13 protein-coding genes and 4 pseudogenes are annotated in these 23,920 nt (G+C 58.9%); 6 read left to right on the top strand and 11 right to left on the bottom strand.

Features of this window, described 5'->3' with window-relative positions; genetic code table 11:
* Positions 1-36: 36 nt before the first annotated feature.
* The 7 genes from ACVMB1_RS00160 to ACVMB1_RS00130 all read right to left on the bottom strand — a co-directional run bounded on the left by ACVMB1_RS00160 (position 37) and on the right by ACVMB1_RS00130 (position 8,399).
* Complete coding sequence (locus tag ACVMB1_RS00160) at positions 37-1,146, bottom strand: ABC transporter ATP-binding protein (RefSeq protein ID WP_456813751.1); 1,110 nt, start codon at positions 1,144-1,146, stop codon at positions 37-39.
* Positions 1,146-1,970 carry an HAD-IIA family hydrolase gene (locus ACVMB1_RS00155; protein ID WP_456813750.1) on the bottom strand — a complete coding sequence of 275 codons (825 nt, stop codon included), beginning with the start codon at positions 1,968-1,970 and terminating at the stop codon, positions 1,146-1,148. Before ACVMB1_RS00155 ends, ACVMB1_RS00160 begins: the two co-directional genes overlap by 1 nt.
* Positions 1,963-2,733: an SDR family NAD(P)-dependent oxidoreductase gene (locus ACVMB1_RS00150; protein ID WP_253603916.1), complete on the bottom strand. Its 771-nt coding sequence runs from the start codon at positions 2,731-2,733 to the stop codon at positions 1,963-1,965. The genes ACVMB1_RS00155 and ACVMB1_RS00150 overlap by 8 nt, the downstream gene beginning before the upstream one ends.
* Positions 2,730-3,671 (bottom strand): ribokinase, encoded by a 942-nt coding sequence (locus ACVMB1_RS00145; protein ID WP_456847798.1) that lies wholly within the window; start codon positions 3,669-3,671, stop codon positions 2,730-2,732. The genes ACVMB1_RS00150 and ACVMB1_RS00145 overlap by 4 nt, the downstream gene beginning before the upstream one ends.
* Positions 3,668-5,473: an ABC transporter permease gene (locus ACVMB1_RS00140; RefSeq protein ID WP_253603920.1), complete on the bottom strand. Its 1,806-nt coding sequence runs from the start codon at positions 5,471-5,473 to the stop codon at positions 3,668-3,670. Before ACVMB1_RS00140 ends, ACVMB1_RS00145 begins: the two co-directional genes overlap by 4 nt.
* A gap of 80 nt (positions 5,474-5,553) precedes the next feature.
* Positions 5,554-6,939 (bottom strand): extracellular solute-binding protein, encoded by a 1,386-nt coding sequence (locus tag ACVMB1_RS00135; RefSeq protein WP_456813749.1) that lies wholly within the window; start codon positions 6,937-6,939, stop codon positions 5,554-5,556.
* A 383-nt stretch (positions 6,940-7,322) separates the two neighbouring features.
* Entirely contained in the window at positions 7,323-8,399 is a 1,077-nt protein-coding gene (locus ACVMB1_RS00130) for a hypothetical protein (RefSeq protein WP_253587991.1), read from the bottom strand.
* A 2,726-nt stretch (positions 8,400-11,125) separates the two neighbouring features.
* Here ACVMB1_RS00130 and ACVMB1_RS00125 point away from each other — a divergent pair.
* The 3 genes and pseudogenes from ACVMB1_RS00125 to ACVMB1_RS00115 form a co-directional block, all read left to right on the top strand.
* Positions 11,126-11,560, top strand: coding sequence for an SET domain-containing protein (locus ACVMB1_RS00125; RefSeq protein ID WP_081334933.1), 435 nt, complete (start codon positions 11,126-11,128; stop codon positions 11,558-11,560).
* Between the two features lie 360 nt (positions 11,561-11,920).
* Positions 11,921-12,126, top strand: a pseudogene (locus tag ACVMB1_RS00120) (IS5/IS1182 family transposase); the annotation flags it as partial.
* Between the two features lie 937 nt (positions 12,127-13,063).
* Positions 13,064-13,246, top strand: a pseudogene (locus ACVMB1_RS00115) (transposase); the annotation flags it as partial.
* Between the two features lie 37 nt (positions 13,247-13,283).
* Here ACVMB1_RS00115 and ACVMB1_RS00110 read toward each other — a convergent pair.
* Positions 13,284-13,947: pseudogene (locus ACVMB1_RS00110) on the bottom strand (ISNCY family transposase); the annotation flags it as partial.
* 231 nt (positions 13,948-14,178) lie between these two features.
* On the bottom strand, positions 14,179-15,918 hold the full coding sequence (locus ACVMB1_RS00105) for an NEL-type E3 ubiquitin ligase domain-containing protein (protein ID WP_069276325.1): 1,740 nt from the start codon (positions 15,916-15,918) through the stop codon (positions 14,179-14,181).
* A 988-nt stretch (positions 15,919-16,906) separates the two neighbouring features.
* On the opposite strand from ACVMB1_RS00105, the pseudogene ACVMB1_RS00100 reads away from it, so the two are divergent.
* Positions 16,907-17,087, top strand: a pseudogene (locus ACVMB1_RS00100) (IS3 family transposase); the annotation flags it as partial.
* Positions 17,088-17,611: 524 nt separating this feature from the next.
* Here ACVMB1_RS00100 and ACVMB1_RS00095 read toward each other — a convergent pair.
* A complete protein-coding gene (locus ACVMB1_RS00095) occupies positions 17,612-17,947 on the bottom strand; it encodes a hypothetical protein (protein ID WP_141713301.1) in 336 nt (111 codons plus the stop codon).
* 555 nt (positions 17,948-18,502) lie between these two features.
* On the bottom strand, positions 18,503-20,503 hold the full coding sequence (locus ACVMB1_RS00090; protein WP_253603926.1) for a UvrD-helicase domain-containing protein: 2,001 nt from the start codon (positions 20,501-20,503) through the stop codon (positions 18,503-18,505).
* Positions 20,504-21,144: 641 nt separating this feature from the next.
* On the opposite strand from ACVMB1_RS00090, the gene ACVMB1_RS00085 reads away from it, so the two are divergent.
* Both ACVMB1_RS00085 and ACVMB1_RS00080 read left to right on the top strand, forming a co-directional pair.
* Positions 21,145-21,945 carry an ATP-binding cassette domain-containing protein gene (locus ACVMB1_RS00085; RefSeq protein ID WP_069276320.1) on the top strand — a complete coding sequence of 267 codons (801 nt, stop codon included), beginning with the start codon at positions 21,145-21,147 and terminating at the stop codon, positions 21,943-21,945.
* A complete protein-coding gene (locus tag ACVMB1_RS00080; RefSeq protein ID WP_456847796.1) occupies positions 21,942-23,501 on the top strand; it encodes an ABC transporter permease/substrate-binding protein in 1,560 nt (519 codons plus the stop codon). Before ACVMB1_RS00085 ends, ACVMB1_RS00080 begins: the two co-directional genes overlap by 4 nt.
* Positions 23,502-23,920 lie beyond the last annotated feature (419 nt).

Here is a 23,920-nt window from a genome sequence, read left to right as displayed (position 1 = left end):
CTATAGACCGCGTTCGCTTTTGGCGACTAACTAAAATTAGCTCCAATTTGCGGGCGCATGCAACCGCCGCAGAGCTTTTCCGTTCGTCTTGAACAGATGGCAGTCGGCCGGGGAAGCCGCAAGACGAACTTTTCCGGAGTTTTTGAGCGGATCAGGCTTTGCCGCTTTTGCCACGACTGCCTCCTTTCCGGCGTTGCCATAAACGTAAGTGACGCTGCCGAGATGCTCGACGAAATCGAGATCGAGGTCGATCGCGATATCCTTCTCTGCGGACGATGAGGAGAAATCATCGGGCCGTATGCCAAGCGTGATCGGCTTGCCGATCAGCGATTTGTCCGCCTCCACGGGGACACAGACCAGCGCACCCGCATCCAATCGAACCTCCATGCCCGACTCATGCGCTGCTTCGACCTTGCCGCCTAGGAAATTCATTTTGGGCGAGCCGATGAATCCCGCGACAAACCGGGACGCCGGATTGTGGTAGAGATCATGTGGGCTCCCCACCTGCTCGACAACGCCCTCCTTGAGCACGACGATCTTGTCAGCCATGGTCATGGCTTCGATTTGGTCGTGCGTCACATAAATCATCGTGTTGCCAAGCTGCTTGTGAAGCTTGGCAATCTGAACCCGCATTTGGACGCGCAATTCCGTATCCAGGTTCGACAACGGCTCATCGAATAAAAACACCTTTGGCTCACGCACAATGGCGCGGCCAATTGCCACGCGCTGCCGCTGCCCGCCGGACAGTTGTCGAGGTTTACGACCCAGGACGTGATCCATTTGCAACAGCGATGCAGCCTGGGCAACCCTGGCATCAATGTCGGCTTTACTAAGTTTCGCCATGCGTAGAGGAAAGGCGAGATTCTCGCGGACAGTCATATGCGGATAGAGAGCGTAGCTCTGAAACACCATGCCAAGGTTACGATCAGCCGCATCAACGTCGTTGACGACCTCGTTATCGATCAGCAGCCGTCCATCGCTAATTCGCTCCAGCCCTCCGATCATGCGCAGCAGCGTCGACTTACCCGACCCAGATGGCCCAACGAAGACGACGAATTGGCCATGGTCGATTGCCAGGTCGATATTCCGTAGTACCTGGATAGTCCCGTAGGCCTTGCTGACACCTTCTAGACGAACGTCGGCCATCACGCTCTCCTCTGTTGCGGGCTTCCAACCAGGGCCGGGATCTCAATCTCCGCCAGGCTCGATACGATGAAATCTGGTCGTGCCAGGGAAGGATTCTCTCGGGGCGGAACGCCGGTCGTGACCAGCACGGTTGGAAGACCAGCTCGCTTACCGGCCTGAATATCTGTCGCAACCTGGTCACCGATCATCAGCGTGGCGCTGCGTACCGTCCCTAGGCGGGAAAGCGCCGCTTCTATCATGTGCGACTCTGGCTTACCAACGATCAGGGGTTTGACCTGGGCAGCAGTAGCCACAGCCGTAATTATTGCTCCTGCTCCCGGTTCGAATCCATTGGCGGTTGGCAAGAGGAGATCGGGGTTGGTCCCGATGAGGGCGGCTCCGTTCAAGATCGCTTCAATAGCAATCCGCATCTTCTCATGTGTGATGTTGCGATCGAGACCCATCACCACGATCTCCGGCTCTTGGTCAGTCACGTCCAGACCTACCGCGGCGACCGCATTCACAAGCGAGGTCGCGCCGATGACATATACGCGGCTTGCGTCCGGGTACTTCGCGCGCGCGAGTTCTGCGGCCGCGATCGCGCTGGTAACCACTTCGTTCGGCACGATTGCAAGGCCAAACGCTTGCAATTTGCGGGCGACGTCCTCCGGCGTGAGGGTCGAATTGTTTGTCACGAAACAGAACGGCATTCCGGCCTCCCGCCAACGCGTAAATGCTTCTATGGCATCGACAATTGCGGCATCTCCGCGATAGAGGACGCCATCGAGATCCGAAATGATCCCAGCGACTGACGGCCAGTCAAGATGAGAGCTTGGGCTAGCCATTCATCAGCATCCCGCCATTCACGTGAACGATCTGTCCTGTCATGTAGGAAGCCGCAGGACTCGCGAGGAAGACGGCTAGCCCTGCGATATCCTCAGGCACTCCAACCCGTCCTAATGGGATCCGGCCACCATGGCGAGCTTCGGTCTCCTCCCGCGGGCGACCGTGCATGGGAGTATCAATGATGCCAGGCGCGATCGCATTCACGTTGATGCTGAGGGGCGCGCATTCATAGGCAAGTAGTTTGGTCATGTCGTGAACGATTGCCTTTGAAAGGCAATAGTCACCCCCGCCGGCCTGGTAGTTGAAAACTGCACCTTGCGATGACAGCGAGGAGCCCACATTGACAATGCGTCCGCCTTTGCTTTTCATGAAGCGCTCAACGACCAATTTCGAACAGCGCAGGACGGCGATCGAGTTGATCTGGATCGTACGTTCAATTTTTTCAGCGCTGCCGCTGAGCAGCGGCTGGGCAGATTTTATGCCTGCATTATTGACCAGCACGTCCAGCCGGCCAAAGTGCCTGGCGATTTCTTCGAGGACCCTACCGACGTCTTCCTCGCGCGCGACGTCCATAGCCATGGGCAGTATGCCATTGCCATAGGGCAGTCTTGGCAGAGTATCTCTGAGGTTCTCTAGATTGGCATCGGTGGCGACGACGTTCGCGCCTCCCTGGCGAAATGCATTCGCAATGGCAGAACCAATACCGCCACCTGCCCCGGTGACGAGCACCGTTCGGTCTGCAACTGAGAACTGTACGGTCATTCCAACTCCAAGATCGTTTGAGACTGTAAAAACTCGTCAACTGCCTGGGCAGTCGGCATTGAGCTTTGAGCACCGCGCCGTGTTACACATAAGGCAGCCACCGCTAGCGCCCTTCTCACTGCTTCCTCTAGAGGCAGCCGCTGAGCGAGCGACGCTGCGAATGCCCCGTTGAAGGCATCGCCTGCGGCCGTGGTATCGACGACCTTGACGGGGAACGCCCGAAGAGCAAAGGAGCGCGTGGCATCAGCGTAATATGCTCCCTGCGCCCCGAGCGTGATCAGCGCGGCACCGGGCCCGAGGTCAAGCAGCTTCCCCGCCGCGCGCGCGGCGCTATCGAAGTCGCACACCTTGATGCCCGTCAGCTCGAAAGCTTCCGTCTGGTTCGGCGTGACGAAGTCAACGTTTCTCCAGGCGGCCGGTGGCAGACCTGGCCTCACCGGGGCTGGGTTGAAAATAAGCTCGAAGCCCTTCTTAAGCTTCATCTCGAACAGCCGATTGAGCGCGGGGATCGGCATCCCCATTTCTGCGACGACGATTGTATCGCGCTCTATGAATTTGATTGCGCTCTCGATCATGTCCGGCGCCACCTTCGAATTGGCGCCTGGGTCTATGACGATCATGTTGGAGCCGTCGTCAGCGACCATAACCACGGCCAAGCCCGAGGCTTCGCCTGTACAGATCGTAATTGCATCAGTGCAAACGCCGGCTTCCATGAGCGATTTTAAAAGCGACTGACCGGCATCATCATCACCGAGATGCGTGTAGAAGTGTGGTTTTAGGCCGAGGCGGGCGGCCGCGACGGCTTGGTTCGCGCCCTTTCCTCCAGGGTGACGTCTCACCGTACCCATCAGGCTTTCACCCCGTGTTGGAAGCCGCTCGACATTGAAGCACAGATCGAGATTCGTCGTTCCGAAGAACATTAATGGCCGGACGCTCATTTTACGGCACCGAAGGTTAGGCCGCGTTCAAGGTGACGCTGACCGATTACGATCAGAATGACGGGAATGATCATCGTCACGACCAGCCCTGCGGCCATGACCGGGTAGAATTGCACGCCTGGATTGAGCAGCTTGAGAAGAGCGACCGTTACCGGCGCCTTGGTCGAAGTGAGGATCAGACCTAAGGCGAAGTTGTGCCAAGCAAGCAGGAAGATGAGCAACGAGGCCCCGATCAGGCCGGGTTTCAAAAGCGGTAGCACGATGTGCAGCACCACTCGGACCGGTTTGGCGCCATCCATGGCAGCTGCCTCCTCGATGTCTTTCGGGATGTCTTCGATATAGGACCGGCTCAGCCAAACAATCATCGGCAATGTAACGACTTGGTAGACCCAGATCATCCCGATATAGGTGTCATACAATCCAATCGTCTGAAAGACGCTGAAGAGCGGGATGACGACCAAAAGGACGGGGGCAAAGCGGAAGCCCAAAATGAAGAAGGCAATGTCTTCCTTGAAAGGTATGTCTCGCCTGGCTAGGACGTAGCCGGCTGGCACTCCAATGAGCAGCGCGATGATTACGGAGCCCAGCGCAATGACGACGCTGTTCGTGACCGGCGTTAGGAAGTCGACTTTGATGGTGCCATAGCTGGTCGCTCCGGCCTGGCTGACATCAAACAGGACACGGAAATTCTCCAGCGTAGGCACGAACAGGAAGGTTGGCGGCCAAGTCATCACTTCAGCCTGCTGCTTCAGCGACATCATGGCGATCCAGACAAGTGGAAAGGCCAAGATCAATGCGCAAATGCCGACGAGCAGGTTCAGAAGCACATTGACGGAGGTGGAGCGCTTCAATCGCATGGGTTGCATCCTCAGCTTACGCGCTGCCGAACGAGGCGCCATAGCTTCACCATTGGCAAACGTTGCGATTAACACGATCATCCAATTGACGACCATAAGTGCGGCACCACGCCCAAAGGCGAGATTCTGGAACGCGGTAACGTAAGCTCGCACCGAAAGTACGGAGGTGCTATTTCCAGGGCCACCTTGCGTTGTCCCAAAAATGATGTCGAACTGATTGAGGGATTCGATCAGCCGAAACACGGCGGCGATCAGGATGTATGTCGCAATCAGCGGCAACTCGATGTGCCGGAAGGTTGCCCAGCCCTTCGCGCCATTTACACGCGCGGCCTCCTTGACCTCTTCATTGATGCCCTGAAGACCGGCGAAGATGATTAGGGCGAAGAATGGCGTATAGGTCCAAACGTCAATAAGGACGAGTGAGAACATCGCGCTGTTTGGATCTGAAATCCATGTAAATCTGCCTATGCCTGCCAGGGAGAGCAGGTAGTTCATGATTCCATTTTGCGGGTCCATCATTGTCGTCCACATGAGCGCTACGCTCATCGGAGGCAGGACGAGCGGCAGGAGAATGACGGGCCGCATCACGCGCGCCAGGAAGACGTCAGTTGCAAACAGCTTGGCAAGCGCCAGACCCAATACGGCTTGCGCAAGCACCGCCGATCCGGCGTAAACAAGAGTGGCACGAACGCTATTCCAAAAATCTCCTGTCTTGATCAATGCCGCGAAGTTGTTGAGGCCGATGAAGTGAACCAAAGGCCGGCCGAATTTGAGATCGGTCAGCGACTGAAACACGCCATAGAAAAACAAGATAAGAAAGCCAAGAAGTACGATGATAGCGGGGGTGATTGCGGCAACGCTCCACCAATCAAAGCGCGGATCTTGCACGCTGACCGCCTTGCGTTTTGGCGATGCAAGTTGACTGGTCGAAGACTGCAGCGTCACGAGCCCGCGGGATCCTCGGATGTCCATCTCAGTTCATCTTTAAAATGCAGGGCGGCGATGTTGCTCGCCGCCAGCGCGTTTCACATGGACGAGCGGATCTCGGAAGCGAGATCAGCCAGCGTGGCCTTCACGTCAGCTCCGTTGACCATTTTTTGCATAGCGACGGCCCAAGCGTTCATTGCTTCTGCAAAGCCAACACGAGGTGTAAATGCGAGTTTTGCTCTATCCTGCACGGTCTTGAACGTGTCCACGAAGTTATTGAACTCAGGCTTTGCCGCATATTCGAGCCAAGCCTTGTCACTCCAGGTAGAGGCACGCGGAGAGTTGACGAGCTTGGCAGCGACGGCTCCGTTCAGTTCGACCTGCTTTGACGTTGCCCATTGGATGAACAGCCAGGCTGCCCCCTTCTTCTTTGAAGCGGCATTCATCGCAAGAGACCAGATCCAGATGTTGGATTCGAAATTCTTGCTGTTAGGAGCGCGCAGCGGAGGCGCGAATGCGATCTTCCCCGAGCCAGGTTTGCCGGCCACGTCATTCCAAAAGCCGAACATATTGAGATCGATCGCCATCGCCGTGCGTCCCGAACTGATGCCATCGACCACCTGGTACCAATTGTCGTTCGCAAACGACGGAGCCGCGCACTTCTTGATCATGTCCACATAGTCCTTGTGGAACGCGATCGACTCCGCCGAGTCGAGGCCAGTGTCCGTCTTGCCATCCTTGAGGACGAAATCATGCACCCCATAGGACCTGACGATCGAGATCGCGGCCGTGTGGATGCTGCTCCAAAATCGCACGCCGCGCACGCCAAGGGGTGTGATCGCGGGATCCGCGCCCTTCAGTTTTTCGCAGGCCGCGGACATCTCCGGAGGAGTCGTTGGGACTTTAACGTCGTACTTGTCGAGGATGTCCTTGCGGTAGAGCAGCTGGATGTTCTCAAAGCCATGCGCAATGGCCCAGACCTGTCCACTTCCCGGCTCGATCTGCCCCTCTTTGACCTTCCAGGTCAGCGCATCTCGAAGTGCAGGAAAGAAATCCTGATAGTCGTACCCCGCCGCCGTAAGTCTCGGATCGTTCAGATAATTGTCGAGCGGCTCAAGCAATTGACCCGGCGCAAGATCCCATGCTGGTTGGATGCCCGTCCCCACCACGTCCCAGCTCGTTGACTTGGTGCTGAGCTGGATTGTCAACTTATTCCAGTAGGCATCGTCCGGATAAAGCTCGGGCGTCACTTTGATGCCCGTGAGCTTCTCGAACTCCGGCAACTGGGCTGCGACCGCGTCGGCATACGGATGAATGTCATAGGCCCAGACAATCGACGCGCCTTCAAACTGGCGCCAGTTGATCTCGTCCGCCCTGGCTTGGGTGAATATCATGCCCGTTTCAGCCAAAACCGTGCAGCAGATGAGAACGCTTCGGGCAAGGCTCATCCAATAACCGCGAAAAGCGGCGAGCTTCCTTGTCATCATTCCCTCCTAGGCTCTTTGGCCCGTAAACCCACGCGCCCTCGTCGTCCGGGGGCGCGGTGAAGGGATGCTAATCCGTCATTTTTCTGCCTTGAGCTGGTTTTCAAACCAGCGTTGGGTAACATTGGGTAAGACGCAAATTCACGCTTGGTGCCTACGACGCACCTGGTGGGTAAGACAGCATCACGGTCGGTTCCGTGAAACAGGTCCTTATCGGCGAAGCATGATCGCTTTCGTTGACTTGGGCTATCGACCCGACGAGGGTCCCGGCCTTCGGACCGGATGCGCAAGCGCTCGGCACGCTGACTTTCAAATATCTGAAAGCAGGGGCGCCGGTCGCGTGCGATCCGACCGCAGTCGATAGCTCGTCAGGACTGAGAGGGTCAGTGGCCGGAATCGGATGAGCAATGAGCTCGAGAGCCCGTCATCATCTCGGGCGTATCGAAGGTGATCCTTGCTTTCTTGATCGGCATACGATCTTGCGGTGTGCTAGCAATGTTCGGATTATCCACGCTGGCTGTCCAATAATCAGCTAGATTGCCGCCCAGAAACAAGACCTCGGTCTCCTCGCGCGGTATTCCCCCTAACCAATCTCGCAGCTCCTCATCTCCGGGAGCATGCCCACGCTCTAGAATATCGTTGATCTTTCTGATCGGCCAGGCGGTGACGCTTGGTACCGTATAAGTGTGCAGCTTCTTCGCGTTCCTTGCAATTGCGTTCGCGCCATTCTCGCTGTGGTCCTTTGAAAGGAGCAGTCGCGAGGGGGTCTGGGACAATGACACAAAAGCACTCTCTGTAACGCCTTTCGTGTGCCACGCCGCGAGACGCGCCATATCAATTTCGTCCTCCCTTTCGTCGTCCGAGCAGATAGCAGCCTTATAAACATGCGGGCTAGCCTGAGCACGCAAACCCGCTAGGGAACGCACATGCGCGATGGCACTCACCTCCTCGTCTAGAATAGGCTCACAATCGATGTCCTCGTTCTGAAAACGATGCAGCGGCAGATACGATGATGCCACCACATCGTCGAAAATGCGGTCGACTTCGACGCTGCCGGCATAAGATCCGGTGGTTCGTGGCCACTGTGCGGCTCGCTGCGCAGCGAGTTTGATCTCGTTCTTCAGCGCCTTAACGCTCGCTCCGGCTAGCGATGCGGCAAGTTCAGCGCGCCCCCTGACGAAGGATTCGGCCGGGCACCGCTCGCTTTCCTGGATGGCGCACGCTCTTCGATTGCCCCTCGTCAGGGTCGAGGGTGATCCAACCCGGCAATCGATCGAAGCGGCGGCTGAATCCGATGTTCGGTGTGACCGCAGTTCGCTCAGCTGCTGCTCAAAGTCCGCTTGATCCGGCGACGGATGTGCTGGTGAGCTGGTTTGTGCGCTTGAAGGGCCGCCCGGCTGTTGCTGCGTCCGCTGCTTCTGGGTCAAGGGTCCTAATGCGTTTGGTGGATCGATGTTCATCTGTTCCCCTCGCGCATGGGACATTCAGTTTGATCTTGGCAGGTGCGGCTTTCCAGAAGCCGACAAGTGAGGAAAGGAATGCGACCGACGGCCAACTTTTCGGGGGCTTCCCGCCTCGGCTACCGACGCTGCGAAAGAGCGTCCCACGAAACTGCGGACCGCCAGGTAATCCCGCGTCTTCGGCGCGCTTGATGAGCTTATGAGATAACGTTGCGGCTGTATAGCTCCACTGATAGTTGAACAGCCGCTGGTAGTGTGCCCGCAGCGGGTCGCGTCCCTCGGGTGAGTGTGGCAGTCGGGCTGGCCAATTTGGCTCTCTTAAGTCTCTAAGCGCGTCAGCTTGTCGACAGCTGATCCTAGTAGAGCATAATCAGAGAGCGACACTATCTGCGCGCGATTGCGAACGGACTCGAGGGGACATGGACCCATTTAACAGTATCAACTCATTCAACCAAAATCGCGCTGCTCACAACGCCGCGGAGCTACAACAGCAGCAAGCGGAGTTTGAGCCGTACTTGGATGAGGTGCCGCAGCTCGATACCAGTGCCGTCGCAAGGGTTCCTATTCCAGATCACTACTATCCTCATCTGTCTGACGAAGACCGTAGACTCACCGAGGCGTTGGAACTTGGGCACCATAGGGCCCGCGGTCCTCATCCCGAAGACGCAGTTACCAGACGCCTCGGGGACGCCGCTGCGCAGCACAACGCGCCGCGGGAAGCTTTAAGTTGGCCGAAGGAGCTGACTGCAGAACATCACGATCAGGATCCGCTGGGAGGGATGATGGGCGAAGCCATCCGAGCATCGTCTCTCATGCCAACCGCGCGCGATCACCAGGCACCGGATCCCGGAGAAGCCGTGCATCACTTCAGCTGGAGCGATAGCTACCAGCCGGCTCCTAACGAACTGACCAGGAGCTCCCCCCCTTAAAAGGCACGAGGTCCTCATGGGTGAGGATTACGCGGGGCAGTTGAGGCCTGCGAAGAGGCAGAGGACGCTAGGTCAGCCGGAAGGGGATGCCATTGGGCGCCAGCTGAGCGAGTCCGGCAATTCAGTCGCTCCTGTGCTGATGGAGGACGCCGGCGCACCGTCGCCTTTCGGGCCAGCGGTCGGTTCGACGTTCGTCCTTCCTGCGGAAGGTTACGATCAGGATATGCTGTGGGCGATGATGGAAGACGCCGGCCCATCGTCGTCTCGCGAGCCAACCGCACGCCATCACCAAGACTTGGATTTAGGAGAGGCCGTTCGTTCCTTTAACTCGCGGCACGGCGACCAGCACACGCCGGCTGCCCTTGACGGTAGCAGCGTCCCGCCGAGCCAGGACAGCCGACCCACCCGTTTCGTGGTTCACAATGACCGCTACACTGCGCTGTTCGTGCCCGCGGCGGAGATGAGGCGAAGCACCCCACTCAATTCGCCAGGCGCTGGCATTCGTCTCGGCTCTCGGCCGGAAAGCGTTCCGCAGCCCAGTGCACGGCCGGCGAATCGGGCCTCGCCAGCGCTGCTTGGACGGTCGATGGATCAAGCCGCCTCGGCGTCCGCCAGGGCTGAGAGGACATCCCCGGCGGTCCGCGAGATTTATGCTGCATCATTCGCCGTTCCCGAGGATTTTTCGCACGGCACCCAACCCGCCCCGGACACGATGCTCTCGAAGCTCGGCCGCTGGGGTCTCTTGCCAGACGCGGCGCAGCCGGTAAAACAATACGACATTCGCGGCGAGCGCTACATCGCCATCGTGGGGCCTGGAGGGCCCAATGACGTTCGGCTCATCCATCAACCACGAATGGAGACGCCGACGTACACCCCCGACGCTAGGAGCCCGTCCAGATAGCTCTGGTATCGGGCTTGCTAATGGACGATAGCTTGCTCCAGCGAGTCTTGCGAGCTTGGCGACCTTGTGGGCGGTGCAGATGATCGCTACCCGTCCCGATCAACTTGCACGCATCGTCGCTCAGCGACTCATCGTTCAGCCGAACGGCCATCACCTCCTTGTTATTGGAGAGCCGGCCGCCAAAGCTGCGAAGAAAAACCTACGGTGTTCTTGACGGCACGTTTGGCGGCATTGCCCTTCGTAAGGCCCTCCTCAAGCCCCGAAACAAGGGAAGCATCCTCGGAGTAAAGAGGCTGCTTCCTGCGTCCCATTGAAACCCCGGTCGACTGAACTGGTGGCAACTGATGACGACGGGTCTGGTGGTCCGTCAGCCCAGATGCACATCCTGGTCGTAGCCTTCCGCAGTTCCTCTGGCCAACGCCGGTCTGCGGCGTCATCGATCCGCCCCGAGTCTATCAGTGCCGTATCTTCGGGATCAGCAATGGTCAGGATACCGGGCGCGATCGCCATCGCTTTAGCGCCGACCGACGACTTCCGCAGCTGAGCCAGTGCTGCGCCGACGTTGCCGCCCACACCAGTGTCCTGGTTGTAGCTCTTGACATCCAGCGCCTCCGTGGAAAGCCGGCCAGCAATGTCCTTCTTATTCTTTTGAGGGAGATAGTCGCAGAAAACCTCTGAGAGCAGTGCATAGATCCTCCCAACTACGCCGCTGACGCTCGCCCAGTTCGCCGAGATGCTGATCCGACAGTTACAGCGCCGAAACGAATGCAGAGATCGAAGAAAAATCGAAATTGTGGCGGAGGCGCGATTAAACGACCCTACCAATTCTTACAGGAGATTTGCGGGACTTAGGTCAGTTAGCTTGCTGGGTGTTAGTCACTTTTGGAGATATTTCAGTGTTGATTGTTGAAACCATTTTGAAGCCAGACCACTTTGGCGGCATCGGACTTTTCTCTGCTACTCTTTTACCTAAAGGTACATTGGTTTGGATTCATAATCCAATCGTTGACATTGCCGTGACGCCTGAACAGTACGAAGCCTTACCTCCAACATTTCAAGCTTTACTTGACAAGCATGCCTATCCAAGAGACCGCGATGTGGATGATGGTGTTGTAGAGTACAATGCTGACAATGCCCGTTTCATAAATCACAGCAGTCAGCCAAACACATATCAAGACGATCATTGTCGAATCTTCGCAGCCCGTGACATACAACCGGGTGAAGAACTGACTTGCGATTACTTGTCTTTCGATCCAAGGTGCGACCTATCGTGGGTTAAAGAGCTAGCGCCGAATCTTGGTGCCGGAAGGCGCCAGGCGGCCTCGGATTGAGTTTGCGGTCAGGCGACGTTGATTCCGCCGGCGAATTTACACGGGGGAGAGTTTCGGCAGCGGTTGCCCCACCGAGACGACGCGAGTTGAAGATCATCGTGAGCGCGGTCTTGTTCGACGTCCCTTGGCGCGCACGAACGCGCTTTCGATGACGTTGGCAGCCCCCCTACGTGGAGTTCACTACATCTGCTGTGCCAACCTAAGGCTTCGTTACTGACTCGCTTTTTTACTCGCTAGTGTCCGCAACTCGTCCTGGCATCGAAACACTGGGCTGCTGTTACGATTACCCCGTTAGTCTTGGTGAGGCGCTCATGAAGAGGCAGTGGGAGCGGACGCTGCTGCCCCGAATGCCTCGATGACTTGATTGACGAGAGCAGCCCGGTTCGCGTGATCGACGTATTTGTCGATGCGCTCGGTTTGGCTGAGATAGGCTTTGAGATTGCGGATCCGGCGGCGGTTGGCCGTCGTACCATCCCTCGGTGCTCCTCAAGCTTTACATTTACGGCTATCTAAACCGGGTGCAGTCGAGCCTGCGGCTGGAACGAGAGGCCGGGCGCAATGTCGACTGATTGAGCTGCTGGTTTTTCCCTTTTGGCGCGCCAGACGGGCGAGGAACAATCAGCTTGGCAGTGCATCGGCTGAGGGCCCCAGCCGGTCCAGGCGCCCCCGACTGCTGGAGGAAAATCCGTATCGTTCGGGTTGGCGGCCCCCAGGCTGGGGCCGCTCAATTGACCGGGGCGTCGGACCCGACACCTGACCGCATCGATTAACATAGCCACGTGGCAGGGCCGAAAATTAAGCGCTGTAGTATAGTTGGCCGCTTATCGATCCGCTGTTCGTGCTTTCAGCTTGTATAGTCACGCATTGCGCACACAATGAAAGCCCTTCGCTGCTCAGCCACGCGCGGCTAGCAGAGCTGCGGCAATCCCTCTATGATAGATCCGGCGCGCCCGTAGAGATCAGCGCAGATGGAGACAACAGAGAGTAAGGCCGCCTCAGTTGTGGGGCCTGCACTCGGCCAACAAAACGGCCCCGGCGAGAGCACTGACTGGGCCGTTCTCATTCCTGTCGCCGAGCCGCCGTTGTCTGTATCGGGCGCCATCGGGCCTTACAATTATATCCTCCATGAAATCGTCTGCCCAGTGTTCGCATCATCGAATCACGTCGCGTGCTCCGTCAATCAACGTGGATCAAGCAAACGCAAATAGTTGCCGCTTTTTCCTGAGTGCCCATTCTTTGGGACACATCCGGGCAGAGCTCGCGGGCAAGGTACAGCCCCATAGATATTACCTCGGTTCCTCGACTGGTGATGTAACCCCAAAATGCGCCGGATGACACTTGAAACGGTCGGGCAAAGAGATCGGCAACATCGCATTCGAAGCCATGCGAATTGACGCGACAGCCCCTATCTCAAACGGACCGCCGAAGTTGTTGCCTGTGTGACCTGCCCCTGAGTATTTCCTCCAGATGGAGTTAGAGTCCGGCCTGAGCAAGGACGGACAGATGAAGCGAGCAAGGTTCACGGAAGAGCAGATTATCGCAGTGTTGAAGGAGCATGAGGCCGGAGCGACGACAGCCGATCTGGCTCGCAAACATGGGGTCTCGGAGGCGACGATCTAAAATTGGAAGGCCAAGTTCGGCGGCATGGAAGCTTCCGAAGCCAAGCGGCTGAAGTCGCTGGAGGAGGTATAGCGCGACGATCAGGATGAGAGTCTCACCCTGATCGCCGCCGCGCATCCGTCAGCACCGTGCTCAACAGCGTCTGTTCGCGCACGATCAGAGGAGCGCACTCCGTCCAGCCGGTAGCAATGTCGGTGAGCACGAGGGTCTGGATGAAGCTGCCGCGCGCAGATGGACCGCTATGCGCGACAAGGTCGGCCTCGACGAATCCGGGCGCCGGATCATTCCAATCTGCCGACGTCCTTATTGGAACACTGCGACGCAACGAGTGCGTCGCGTGCCGCCGATCGCTTGCGACCTAATCCTTCTCGGACCCGCACCAATGCGCGGTCGATCGTCGCAGCGCTCATTGCCAAAAGTTTGTCGCGGATCTCGGGGGCAAGGTCGAGGTGGCCACACCGTTCCATCGCCTCAATCAACCCAGGCATTAACGCCTTCAGCCGCTTCCCGCAGATCCGGTCCGACGCCTCCCAAAGGAGCACGAGCGCGTTGTGTTCTACCTCATTATACATTCGACGTCGCGCCCTTCGGCTTGGGCGCGCGTCTTCCTGACCTCGAAGTAGTCGCATCGCATGCTTGCGATGGAATCCGGTGATGTCGACGAAATCGTCTAATATCCGCGTCTTCTTCGCGCGATCCGAACGCCGATAGCGCGCGCCTCCTGCCGCCGTCAGTTCCTTCCGCGTTGCCATGCTTAGCCACCCCATCGTCGCCCCCGCTCCAAGGGAGCAATTTACGTGAGGCAACGGCTCAGCATCCGGTAACAATTAGGGCGAGACAATGCGTAACCATTGTTACGGTCGTCAAACTGAGGCGTCTCTTTTCTAATTCACCTGGGGACTCGCCGAGAGCGGCCTTCTTAGGCCGACTGGCTTGGCGAAGGCTGTCATTAAGTCATCGCCCGAGCTCTCGACAGCAATCCTGGGTTTGACCGTGTATTATAGCTCGATGCCATTCGCCCTAAGTACCCGGTGCATTACCTCACCCTTGATCTCGCGAGCGATCTCGTTGACGATGTCAGGTCCAAGCGTCCGCTCGGCATCGGCGTCGCCCATCAGCCCTGCTTCGAGGAGCCGTTGATTTAGCCGAGTTTGAAACTCGTCGTCCATCGCGTCGACGAGCCGCTGCTCCATCGCTGCATGATCTTCGGGCGCAATGCGCCTCAACACTGATTCCCAAGGCTGCCAACGGGTAGCGAGATAATCCGCAAAGCCTGTCTCTTCCTGTTCCCGGACCGTTACTATCGCTCTCTCAAGGTGGTCGCTGCTGACATGAGCGACGGTTAAAAAGCGCATGTCGGCGGCTACGTGATGCAGTTCCAGTGGCTCGCGCAACTGGTTCTGGTAGGCCAGATAGACCTCGACTTCGTCGGCCGGGAGGGTGAGATTTAGCTCATTGACCGTCTGGCGCGCTATCCCGTCCAGCGCCTCCATACGGAACATGACGCGGGCATGCTGGAGCAACTCGGGGAGCCGATCGTCGTACAGGCCATCCTCGATGTCGGCATTGAGCCGCGCGCTCTGCATCCCGTTCCATGTCAAAGTGACCCGATCCTCACAGCTTGCGCACGCATCAGAGGCCAGCTGGAAAAACAGCTCGCGCAGTCGCGGCCTCGCTGCCGCCTGCCGCAGATCCTCGCCGACGGCCTGCCGAAATTCGTCACTTTGGTTGTTCACCGTTCCGGCAAGCCGCACGAGGAATCGAGCGTAGTCTTGAGCGCCGGGCTCACCGGCGAAGCCTCGCCATGTCGCCAGGGTGGTTGGGTCTTCTCTCAGCCAGTTTTGGAGAATTTCTGGCAGGACCGCGCTCTGCGCGAAACGGATTCGAGGACCGGCATAGCCCGCAGCAGTAGTTGCTCTCGCTAGATCACTTTGGACTGGCTCTTGCAGTGGATTGTCTCTTAAATCGACCAGTGCGTTGCTCCTTAGCTGCAGCAGGCTCGCCGGTACCTCCGTCAGCTGATTGTGGCTGACATCAAGTCTTTCGAGGCCAGCCGGCAGTTCCGGCAGCCGGACCAGCTGATTGTCGTCCGCATCTAGAATTTCCATACGCGAGGGAAGAGGCTCAGGCATTTCGGTTAGCTGATTATTGCTGACGTTGAGGGTCTCAAGATTGGCTGGAAGAGCGGGTAGGCTGGTCAGCTGATTGTTTGGAGCGGAAAGATCCCGGAGCTCCGTCGGAAGGGTGGGCAGACTGGTCAGTTGATTGCGTCCAAGCAACATCAAGCGCAGTCCGGCTGGAAGGCTGGGCAAGCTGGTCAGCTGGTTGTATGTAACGTTGAGTTCTTCAAGCGTTGCCGGAAGCTGAGGCAGACTGGTCAATTGGTTACGCCCAACCCATAGCCTCTGCAGTCCGGCTGGAAGCTCGGGCAGGCTGGTTAGAAAGTTGCTCCCCGCTCTTAGTTCTTGAAGGGTCATCGGCAGGGCAGGAAGCCTGATCAGGGAGCGAAAGGTCAGGCCCATCGTCTCATCCCAACCCTGCGGCGGCCAAGGTATCGCTTGATTGGCGTGGTTCTGCGACCGGGCTTGGTTCGCCGCGGAGGGCAGCGCCTCCGTGAGAGCGTCGTCCCAATGCGCCGCGAGGGGAGAGCCGGGTTCTGAGGCTTCGGACTGGGACGTTTCGGAGTCAGAAATCGCGAAAGAGCCACCACCGTCGAGCTGTGACAAATCTCTATCCATTTATTGTCGTCTCCCGCATGACATTATCAAGGAAATGCGCTTGAGCGCCCTCCCCAAAGGTTAACTCTCATCATGGTGATCCATCGAGAAGCCAAGCGGGCCATGATGGAGCCCACTCAAGCTGTCAGAGCCGAAAACGCTGGCTGCTCTGACGCAGCGATGATGGCCAAAGATATTTTCAGGCATCTGGTTCTCACACGACTTAGTATCTTGGATAAATCCGGCTCCTTCTCCAAGCCGAATTGGGCGGATGAGGTCAAGCCTTCTTGTCTGGATGGATATTCTCGTTCTAGGACGGCTGAGCTGTCTAAAAGCTGACTAGTCTTGCCGCTTAAAAAAAATGAGCCCTTGCGGTTCAGTTCAGCCGAGAGACCGTCATCTCCGCGTTCCTCTTTCGGTCTCCCGCTGATTCGTTCGGTAACGCGCTAGGAATGGGCTTGGACCAACAAGCATATGCGGTGATGGAGCTTCTGACCGGGAATGCAGTCGTGCTCGGGAGCCACGCCACGGCGGTGGAATCCGTCGAAGCTGGTTTGAGGCCTATAATGCAACCGACCAAAGGTAAGAGATTTCCGCGTCGTCTTCATCGCTCATGAACATCGGTCCGAATGTGATGTGGCTGCCTTCGGACGTGCCCCATAAAAAGCCGGTTCGGACGTCCAGATCAGTTTCAAGAAAACGCTATGCTCGAGCAATGAAAGACGTGAATCGGACGACAACCCACCGAGCGACGTCCGACCCATCAATTCCGCAGATCGATCTGATCGAGAGACTCAATTTTGTCACTTGCAGCGTACTCGGCAAGACGCTCGATGAAGCTTGGGGGCAAACCTTAGGGAAGCGATTATCGAATGAAAGAGACTGTGTTAGCGACAGCGAGCGCTCTTGCAACGGCAGCGGTTCCCCCTTTTGCTGCAATGGTCAGTGCCCAATCGGTTACCTGTAGCGCGGCAATCTGGGTAGGAAGTCTCCCCCTGATCGCCGCCGCGCAGACTACAATGGCGAACGCCCCCATTCCTCGCTGCAATACCTCACGCCCGCGGCCTAAGCCGCCTCTCTCACCGCAGCGGGCGCTCGGCTGCGCAACCCCGACCAGCTCCGCCGATCGCCCGTTGTTTCCACCGCGCCGCAAGGCGTACCCCCCCGAGACTCTAACTGCCGCTGGATGAAAATTCAGGGGCAGGTCATGTGAGGCTCATGAAGCGCCACAACGGTTCATAATCGAAGCACCGTCGCGAACACACAGCCTAGAAGACATCCGTTTGCCTCCGGCATGGAGGAGAACAATTTATCCAGGAGATCCTGGGTTCTCGGTATGGTGAGCGCCGTGCAATGTGCGCTCATATAGGCGTGCGGCGCTTAGCCCGGTGCCTTCTCTAACTACCGGCCCCTTTTCCTTCATCCAAGATGGCAAGATTGTATCGGTGGAGAAGACCCCGCACGCGGACCGCAGGTGCATAGGATCGATGCAAAGCATCGTGAAGGCATCGCGTTTCGCCTTGTTGCTCAACCACAGAAGCGCCTTTGTCTCCGTTCTCGTAGCAAGCGCCGCCTCTATCCACGTACGGATCTGCGGCGTAGCAATCAGGAAAACCGCCGAAACGGCGTAGGTAGCGCTCCGCTATGGATATACCATCTCAGCAGAGGACAGATCATGGCTGTCGTACGAACCGCGATGACCCTCGACCGGTTCTCACGAGTGACGATCGACCAGTTCTCTCTTGATAAGGATAGTCACACTTCTCTCCAAAGCCCGTACAGCTTCCGTCACAATGCCGAACGCATTGCGACACATCTCGAGCACTGCTGCACCGAGTTCATCAGGAATGTGAGCGGGCCGGCCAAGCTTGAGGTTGACGGATATGCCATCAATTAGCGATCGGGAGTCGTGGCGCCCTTGAAGTTGAGCGGCAGGGGCATCAAGCGGTCGCCGCTCGTGACCGATGGTGTCTGGTGTTAGCCGGATTGAAGTAAGACAGGAATCATCTTGTTGGAACCGCGCCGGCGTGAAGGCTTCCGTCATCGACATCGCATGGTCCTGCTCCAGCTTGGTTCGCGGTAGTGCGCTGGTCAGGTGATGCCGCCGAGGCACTGATGTTTGACGGGCCAGCCGCCGGTGTGTGGGCCGTCAGGACATGACTTTACTAGCCTTGATGCAGACCAGTTCCGCAGGCGTCCACTATCGAGGTGCAGACCATGGGAGCGCCACGCCTCGCTCGACCAACGTGGCGTCTAAAGTCCCGCTTCGCGGAGCCGACTGAGAAGATGGCAAATCGCGTCAACCGCAACAATCATGTCGCGGATCTCGCGAAAGAGGGTTCTGCTGCGCCACTTGAGCTTGAGCGGCCGGAGCCAAGCGTACCATCTGGCCTGTTCGGTCCGTGAGGATAACTTGCTGGGATGGCACAAGACACCGTGCCAGGATCGTGACCCATCGCGCGTCACGGACACGATTGGAAAACCAGTGCAACGTCTCGGCGAACACGTTGGTGAGTGCGAGGAGGCCGAGGGCATCGCCGCGCCTGACGACGATCGGTCCCACGGCCCGGTGAATAGCAGCCGCGGTTCAATTTCGTTGGCCTGATCAAGCGACCTCAACGACCTGCCCGGTAGTCATGAAGACCAGAAGAGCCCGCTTGGCCTTGGTCTGCTTCCGATAGTCGACGATCTGTTGCCTGTAGTGGCCGATGCTCGACGCGTCCGGCGCCACGTCGCTTTTCCAATCGACGACCGCATCGATGGCTCCGGCGTCATCGAACGCGACCGCATCGGCCTGTCCGGAGAGCAGTACCTCCTCGCCGTTGCTGCTGTCGCTTCCGAACAATGGGAGCTCGGGGACGAGACGCGGCCGCAGCTTGGCGACGTCAGGAAGGGCGAGCGTCCGCCGCACCGTAGCGGCCAGTTCAACGGCGCTGATGCCGACCTCCGCGTCAGTCGCCGGCTCTTGCCCCATCTGGCAGATCAGTTCGGCGGCTCGCGCTTCGAGCTCGGTCTGGGCGTCGCCGGCTTCTCCGGTCAGTACCTCCTCGATCAGCTTGTGGAGGATGGTACCGCGCGTCGAACTGCCGAGAACGGCGGCCGGCTCCAAGGTCGCGGCTTCGGGAGTCTCCTCGCTTTCAATCTTCGTTTCCGCTTCGTCCACCTGGTCAAGTTCTCTCCGGCTCGGGCGATGCCAGATTATGGCCTTGCACGCGTCAAATATGGCGGTCGCCTCGGCGGCGAAGGTCTCGCGGATTTGGCCGTTCTCCCGGTACATGACGCCCCTCACCTTCGCGGTCCCGACGTCCCTTGGGTTGATCGCCGGAAGATCGGCAATGCCCAAATCGACAAGTTTTGCCCAGCACTTGTCCGACAGGGTGGTGGAGTGCCTGGGCAGGATCAACAGATCGCGTGCCCGAGTCGCCGCCACGTACCAGAGACGTACGCGCTCGCGCCGCTGCTCTTCGTCGGCGCGAGCCTCGATGTCGGCATGGTCCGCCGGGCAGATACCGAGGATCGGGGTCGAGAACAGGTTCTTCGAGCGATCCTGAACCAAGCCGGTTTCGGCGTTGGGCGTGCCGGTCATGTTGATCGGGATGACGACCGGCCATTCGAGACCTTTAGCCGCGTGGACCGTGATCAGCGAGACCGCTTCCTGCTCTGCGTCGGGCCGGCCTTCGACCTGACGCACCGCTTCCTCCCAGTTTGCGCGCATGTCGCTCGCGAACGCCCGCAGGCCGCGAACATCGTAGGCCCGCGCCATGTCGAGGAAGAGATCGACGTTGGCGACCGCCCGCTCGGCGCCGGCCTTGAACCGCTGCCGGATCTGCGCACGGACGTGGAACGCCGCGATCGCATCGGCGAGGAGCGCGTATGGTATCGTGGTACGCGCTCGCTTGCGCAACGACGACAGCTTGATCAGGACATCTCGGGCGAGCGCGTGGCCCACGCTTTCTGGATCGGTCCGGATTGTCAGCATCGGCAGGCCTTGCCGGTTGGGATCCGACGGCAGTGCTTCTGAGATGTCGAGCAGTTCGGTTTCGGTGAGGCCGACCAGCGGTCCACGCAGCAGCGACCCGAATGCCAGCGTGTCGCGCGGGTCGGCGAGAGTGCGGGTCAGCCCAATGAGATCCTGGATCTCCTGTGGCCGGAAAAAGCCCTTGCCGGCCTGGGTCGAGACCGGAATTGCGAGATCCTCCAACGCCTCCTCGAAACGCCAGAGCTCGGTGCCGACGGGCGCCAATAGGCCGATGTCGCCAAAACGGCACGGTCTTGTCTCGCCGGTCTGCTGGTCGCGGACCTGCAGATTACCGACCAACCGGTCGCACAGGTCGGCTACCGCGATCGCTTCGGCGTCGCGGATCGCGGCGGCCTTGGGCTTTTCGCCTTCAACTACAACGTCCAGCGCGCACACACCTGGCTTCTCGCCGATCGCGGAATGGATCGGCGACAATTTGGAGAATCCGGGCTGCCCAGTGGCGGACAGGGGCTGCTCGAACCGAGCGTTGACAAAATCGACGATCGGCTCGACGGACCGGAAGCTGACGGTGATCTTGATCTGCGAGCCGGCGTCCACCGCCGACCGTGCGGCGATGTAGGCACTCACGTCGGCGCCCCCCTATGCTCGGCATCCAAAAGTCAGAGCTAGTGACAGGAATATCTCTGTACGAAACGCTCCAATCTGTAGCTGAGACAGCACGCTAGCTGATAGTGAGATAATTCGCTCGCTGTGTCGGTGCTCGGCGGCGCAACTGTTACAATTTGCAATTAGTGTCTGCGCGATAGGCCCGCCGAATTCTTCATGCCCGTCATCGAGCGACCGTAGCGTGCCCGCCGCGCGTACGAAACCCATCTCGCTCGTGCCAAGTGTGCAAGACATGTGGCAGCTGCTACGGAGCGGTCGGTCGGGTTAGAATTAAGATAACCCTCTACATTCCTTGGAGACCTTTGCCCCGCCACATTGTTCGCGATCGCTGCGCGAACAGACTTTGTTCGACCCGGACGAACGGGCACGGCCCCTCCGGCTAGCCAATCCCGAATGAAGTCACGACGGTACATTTCGTACGGAACGACTGTAACGCCATTACCAATTTCGACATCTCAAACCACCAACCGTCTTGCCGCGTGTCGCCGTGGGGCCGCATGGACTTGCTAGTGTCCTTCGAATTCGAAGTTCGCTAACGTGCGCCACCGCTGAATGAAGCGAAGTTCGGATCCGGAACACTCGCGCACTGGTCCAGCACAACCATGACACTCGCACCGCTGATTACCTATGCCCATGTGGGGAAGAGTTTTGCCAGCGGTCGTGACGCCGAGCGCGTCAACGCGGTCGACGATGTCTCGCTCGATATTGCCGCGGGCGAATTCCTGGCGATCGTTGGCACCTCCGGCTCCGGCAAGTCCACCTTGTTGCGGCTCGCCAACCGCCTGCTCGATGCCGACGGCGGCCGCGTCATCGTGGAGGGCGAGGACGTGCGCAACGTCGACCCGGTGGGTTTGCGCCGGCGCATGGGCTTCGTGTTCCAGAGCAGCGGGCTTTTTCCGCATATGCGCGTCGCCGACAACATCGCCGTCACACCGAGACTGCTCGGCTGGCCCGCCACCGAGATCGCCGTGCAGGTCGATCAGCTCCTCGACCTGGTACAGCTCGATCGCTTCCTCCATCGCGATCGCTTTCCGCATGAATTGTCGGGCGGCCAGCAGCAGCGTGTAGGCGTGGCGCGGGCGCTCGCCGCCCGTCCCCGTATCGTGCTGATGGACGAACCCTTTGGCGCGCTCGATCCGCTGACCCGCTACACCATGGGCGAGGAGTACCGCGCCCTGCATCGCAGGCTCGGTTTGACTACGGTAATGGTCACCCATGACATGACGGAGGCGTTGTTGCTTGCCGATCGCATCGCGGTGATGCGGGCCGGACGGGTTGTGGCGCAAGGCCAGCCAGCCGAGCTGGCAAACAACAAGGATCCCTACGTGGCGGAGCTGTTGAGCACACCCAGGCGGCAGGCCGAGCGGCTGAACGCCCTGCTCCCGGGAGCAAGCACGGAATGAGCTTCCTGTCCGACCCGCGCTGGCACGACGCGGCGGCGCATCTGCCGGACTATCTTGGCAGCCACGTTCAGGTCAGCCTGGCAGCGCTAGCGCTCGGGCTCGTGATCAGCCTCCCGCTCGCGATCCTCGCGCGCAATCATGCCGTGATCCGCGGCATCCTGCTGGGCCTCGCCAGCATCGTCCAGACCGTGCCCGGACTGGCCCTGCTGGCGCTGTTCTACCCACTTCTGCTCGCCATTGCGTCGTTGACGCTTCGCTGGTTCGGCTTCGACTTTTCCGCATTCGGATTTCTGCCCTCCATGCTGGCACTGGCGCTCTATTCCATGCTGCCGGTGCTGCGCAACACCATCACCGGCCTGAACGGCGTCGATCCCGCGTTGCTTGAGGCGGCGCGAGGGGTGGGCATGACGCCGCGGCAATCGTTGTTCACGGTGGAATTACCGTTGGCGCTGCCGGTGATCATGGCCGGCATCCGCACCTCGGCGGTATGGGTGATCGGGACGGCGACATTGTCCACGCCGATCGGGCAGACCAGCCTCGGCAATTACATTTTCGCCGGCTTGCAGACCCAAAACTGGGTGCTCGTGCTATTTGGCTGCGTCGCCTCAGCTCTGCTGGCGTTAGCGGTCGATCAACTTTTAACGCTGATCGAACGCGGATTGGGCGAGCGCAAGCGCTTCCGCACTGCGCTCGGCAGCGTCGGGATCGCCGCACTGGTCGCGGCCACATTGATCCCTTCGGTCTCGCGCGCCCCGTCGACCTACATCATCGGCGCCAAAACCTTTGCCGAGCAATATGTGCTCTCCGCGCTCATCGAGCAGCGTCTGCAGGCCGCGGGATTGCAGGCCTCGACGCGCGAAGGTCTCGGTTCCAACGTGATTTTTCAGGCGCTCGCGGCCAACGACATCGACGTCTATGTGGATTATTCCGGCACCCTGTGGGTCAACCAGTTTCACCGCAGCGAGATGCTGCCGCGTGAAGCATTGCTCGCCGAGCTGAAGAAACTCCTGGCAAAGCAGGACATCACCCTGCTCGGCGCGCTCGGTTTCGAAAACGCCTACGCCCTGGTGATGCCGCGGCAGCGCGCCGAAGCACTCGGCATTCATTCGATCACCGACCTGGCTGCGCACGCGCCGACGCTGTCGATTGCGGGCGACTACGAGTTCTTCTCGCGCCCGGAATGGACTGCCCTGCACAAGGCCTACGGACTCTCATTCCGTACGCAACGACAGATGCAGCCTGATTTCATGTATGCGGCAGTGGCGAGCGGCAACGTTGATGTCATCGCGGGCTATAGCAGCGAGGGGCGGATCAAGGAATACGACCTGGTGACGCTGGCCGATCCCAAGCACGCGGTCCCGCCCTATGATGCGGTCCTGCTACTTGCACCACGGCGCGCTCATAATACCGCGTTGCAGGACGCGCTGAAGCCACTGCTTGACCGGATCGACATTCCGACGATGCGCGAAGCCAATTTGCGCGCCAGTGGCAGCAATGCGAACTCCTCGCCCACCGCGGTGGCGCTCTGGCTTTGGCAGAGGATCAGTGGGCAGTAGACGCCGGCCCATAGCTGGCTAGGAACGCATGAACGCGGCTCGGTTGTCCAATACGCATCGGCCGCTCACGCACGCGCGGCCAACTGGGGCTCGGGGTCTCCTCAAGGCTCGAAACAGCCGAGGATTGTCATTGAACCGATCTACTTCTTTTGGAGATTGCCAGTAAAATCCGTCGTTCAGATCCGAATGTCAACGATGCGGCGCCAACTGATTCGATCCTGGCTCCCAACGACCAAGAACACGTCGTCATCTATTAGCGTCTCCTAGACGCAGACGGGGAAGGCGCCGACTGGAGAGAAGCCGCCGAGATCGTGTTGCGCATCGATCCTAAACCTGAGCCGGAGCGTGCTCCCCATGCCTATGATAACCCATCTCGCTCGCGTCAAGTGGATGGCTAAGCATTAACGGGATCTGTTGCG

It is taken from the genome of Bradyrhizobium sp. USDA 4504 (assembly GCF_054063995.1).
The sequence above is the reverse complement of the archived record's forward strand: the minus strand, read 5'-3'. Positions and strand labels throughout refer to the sequence as shown.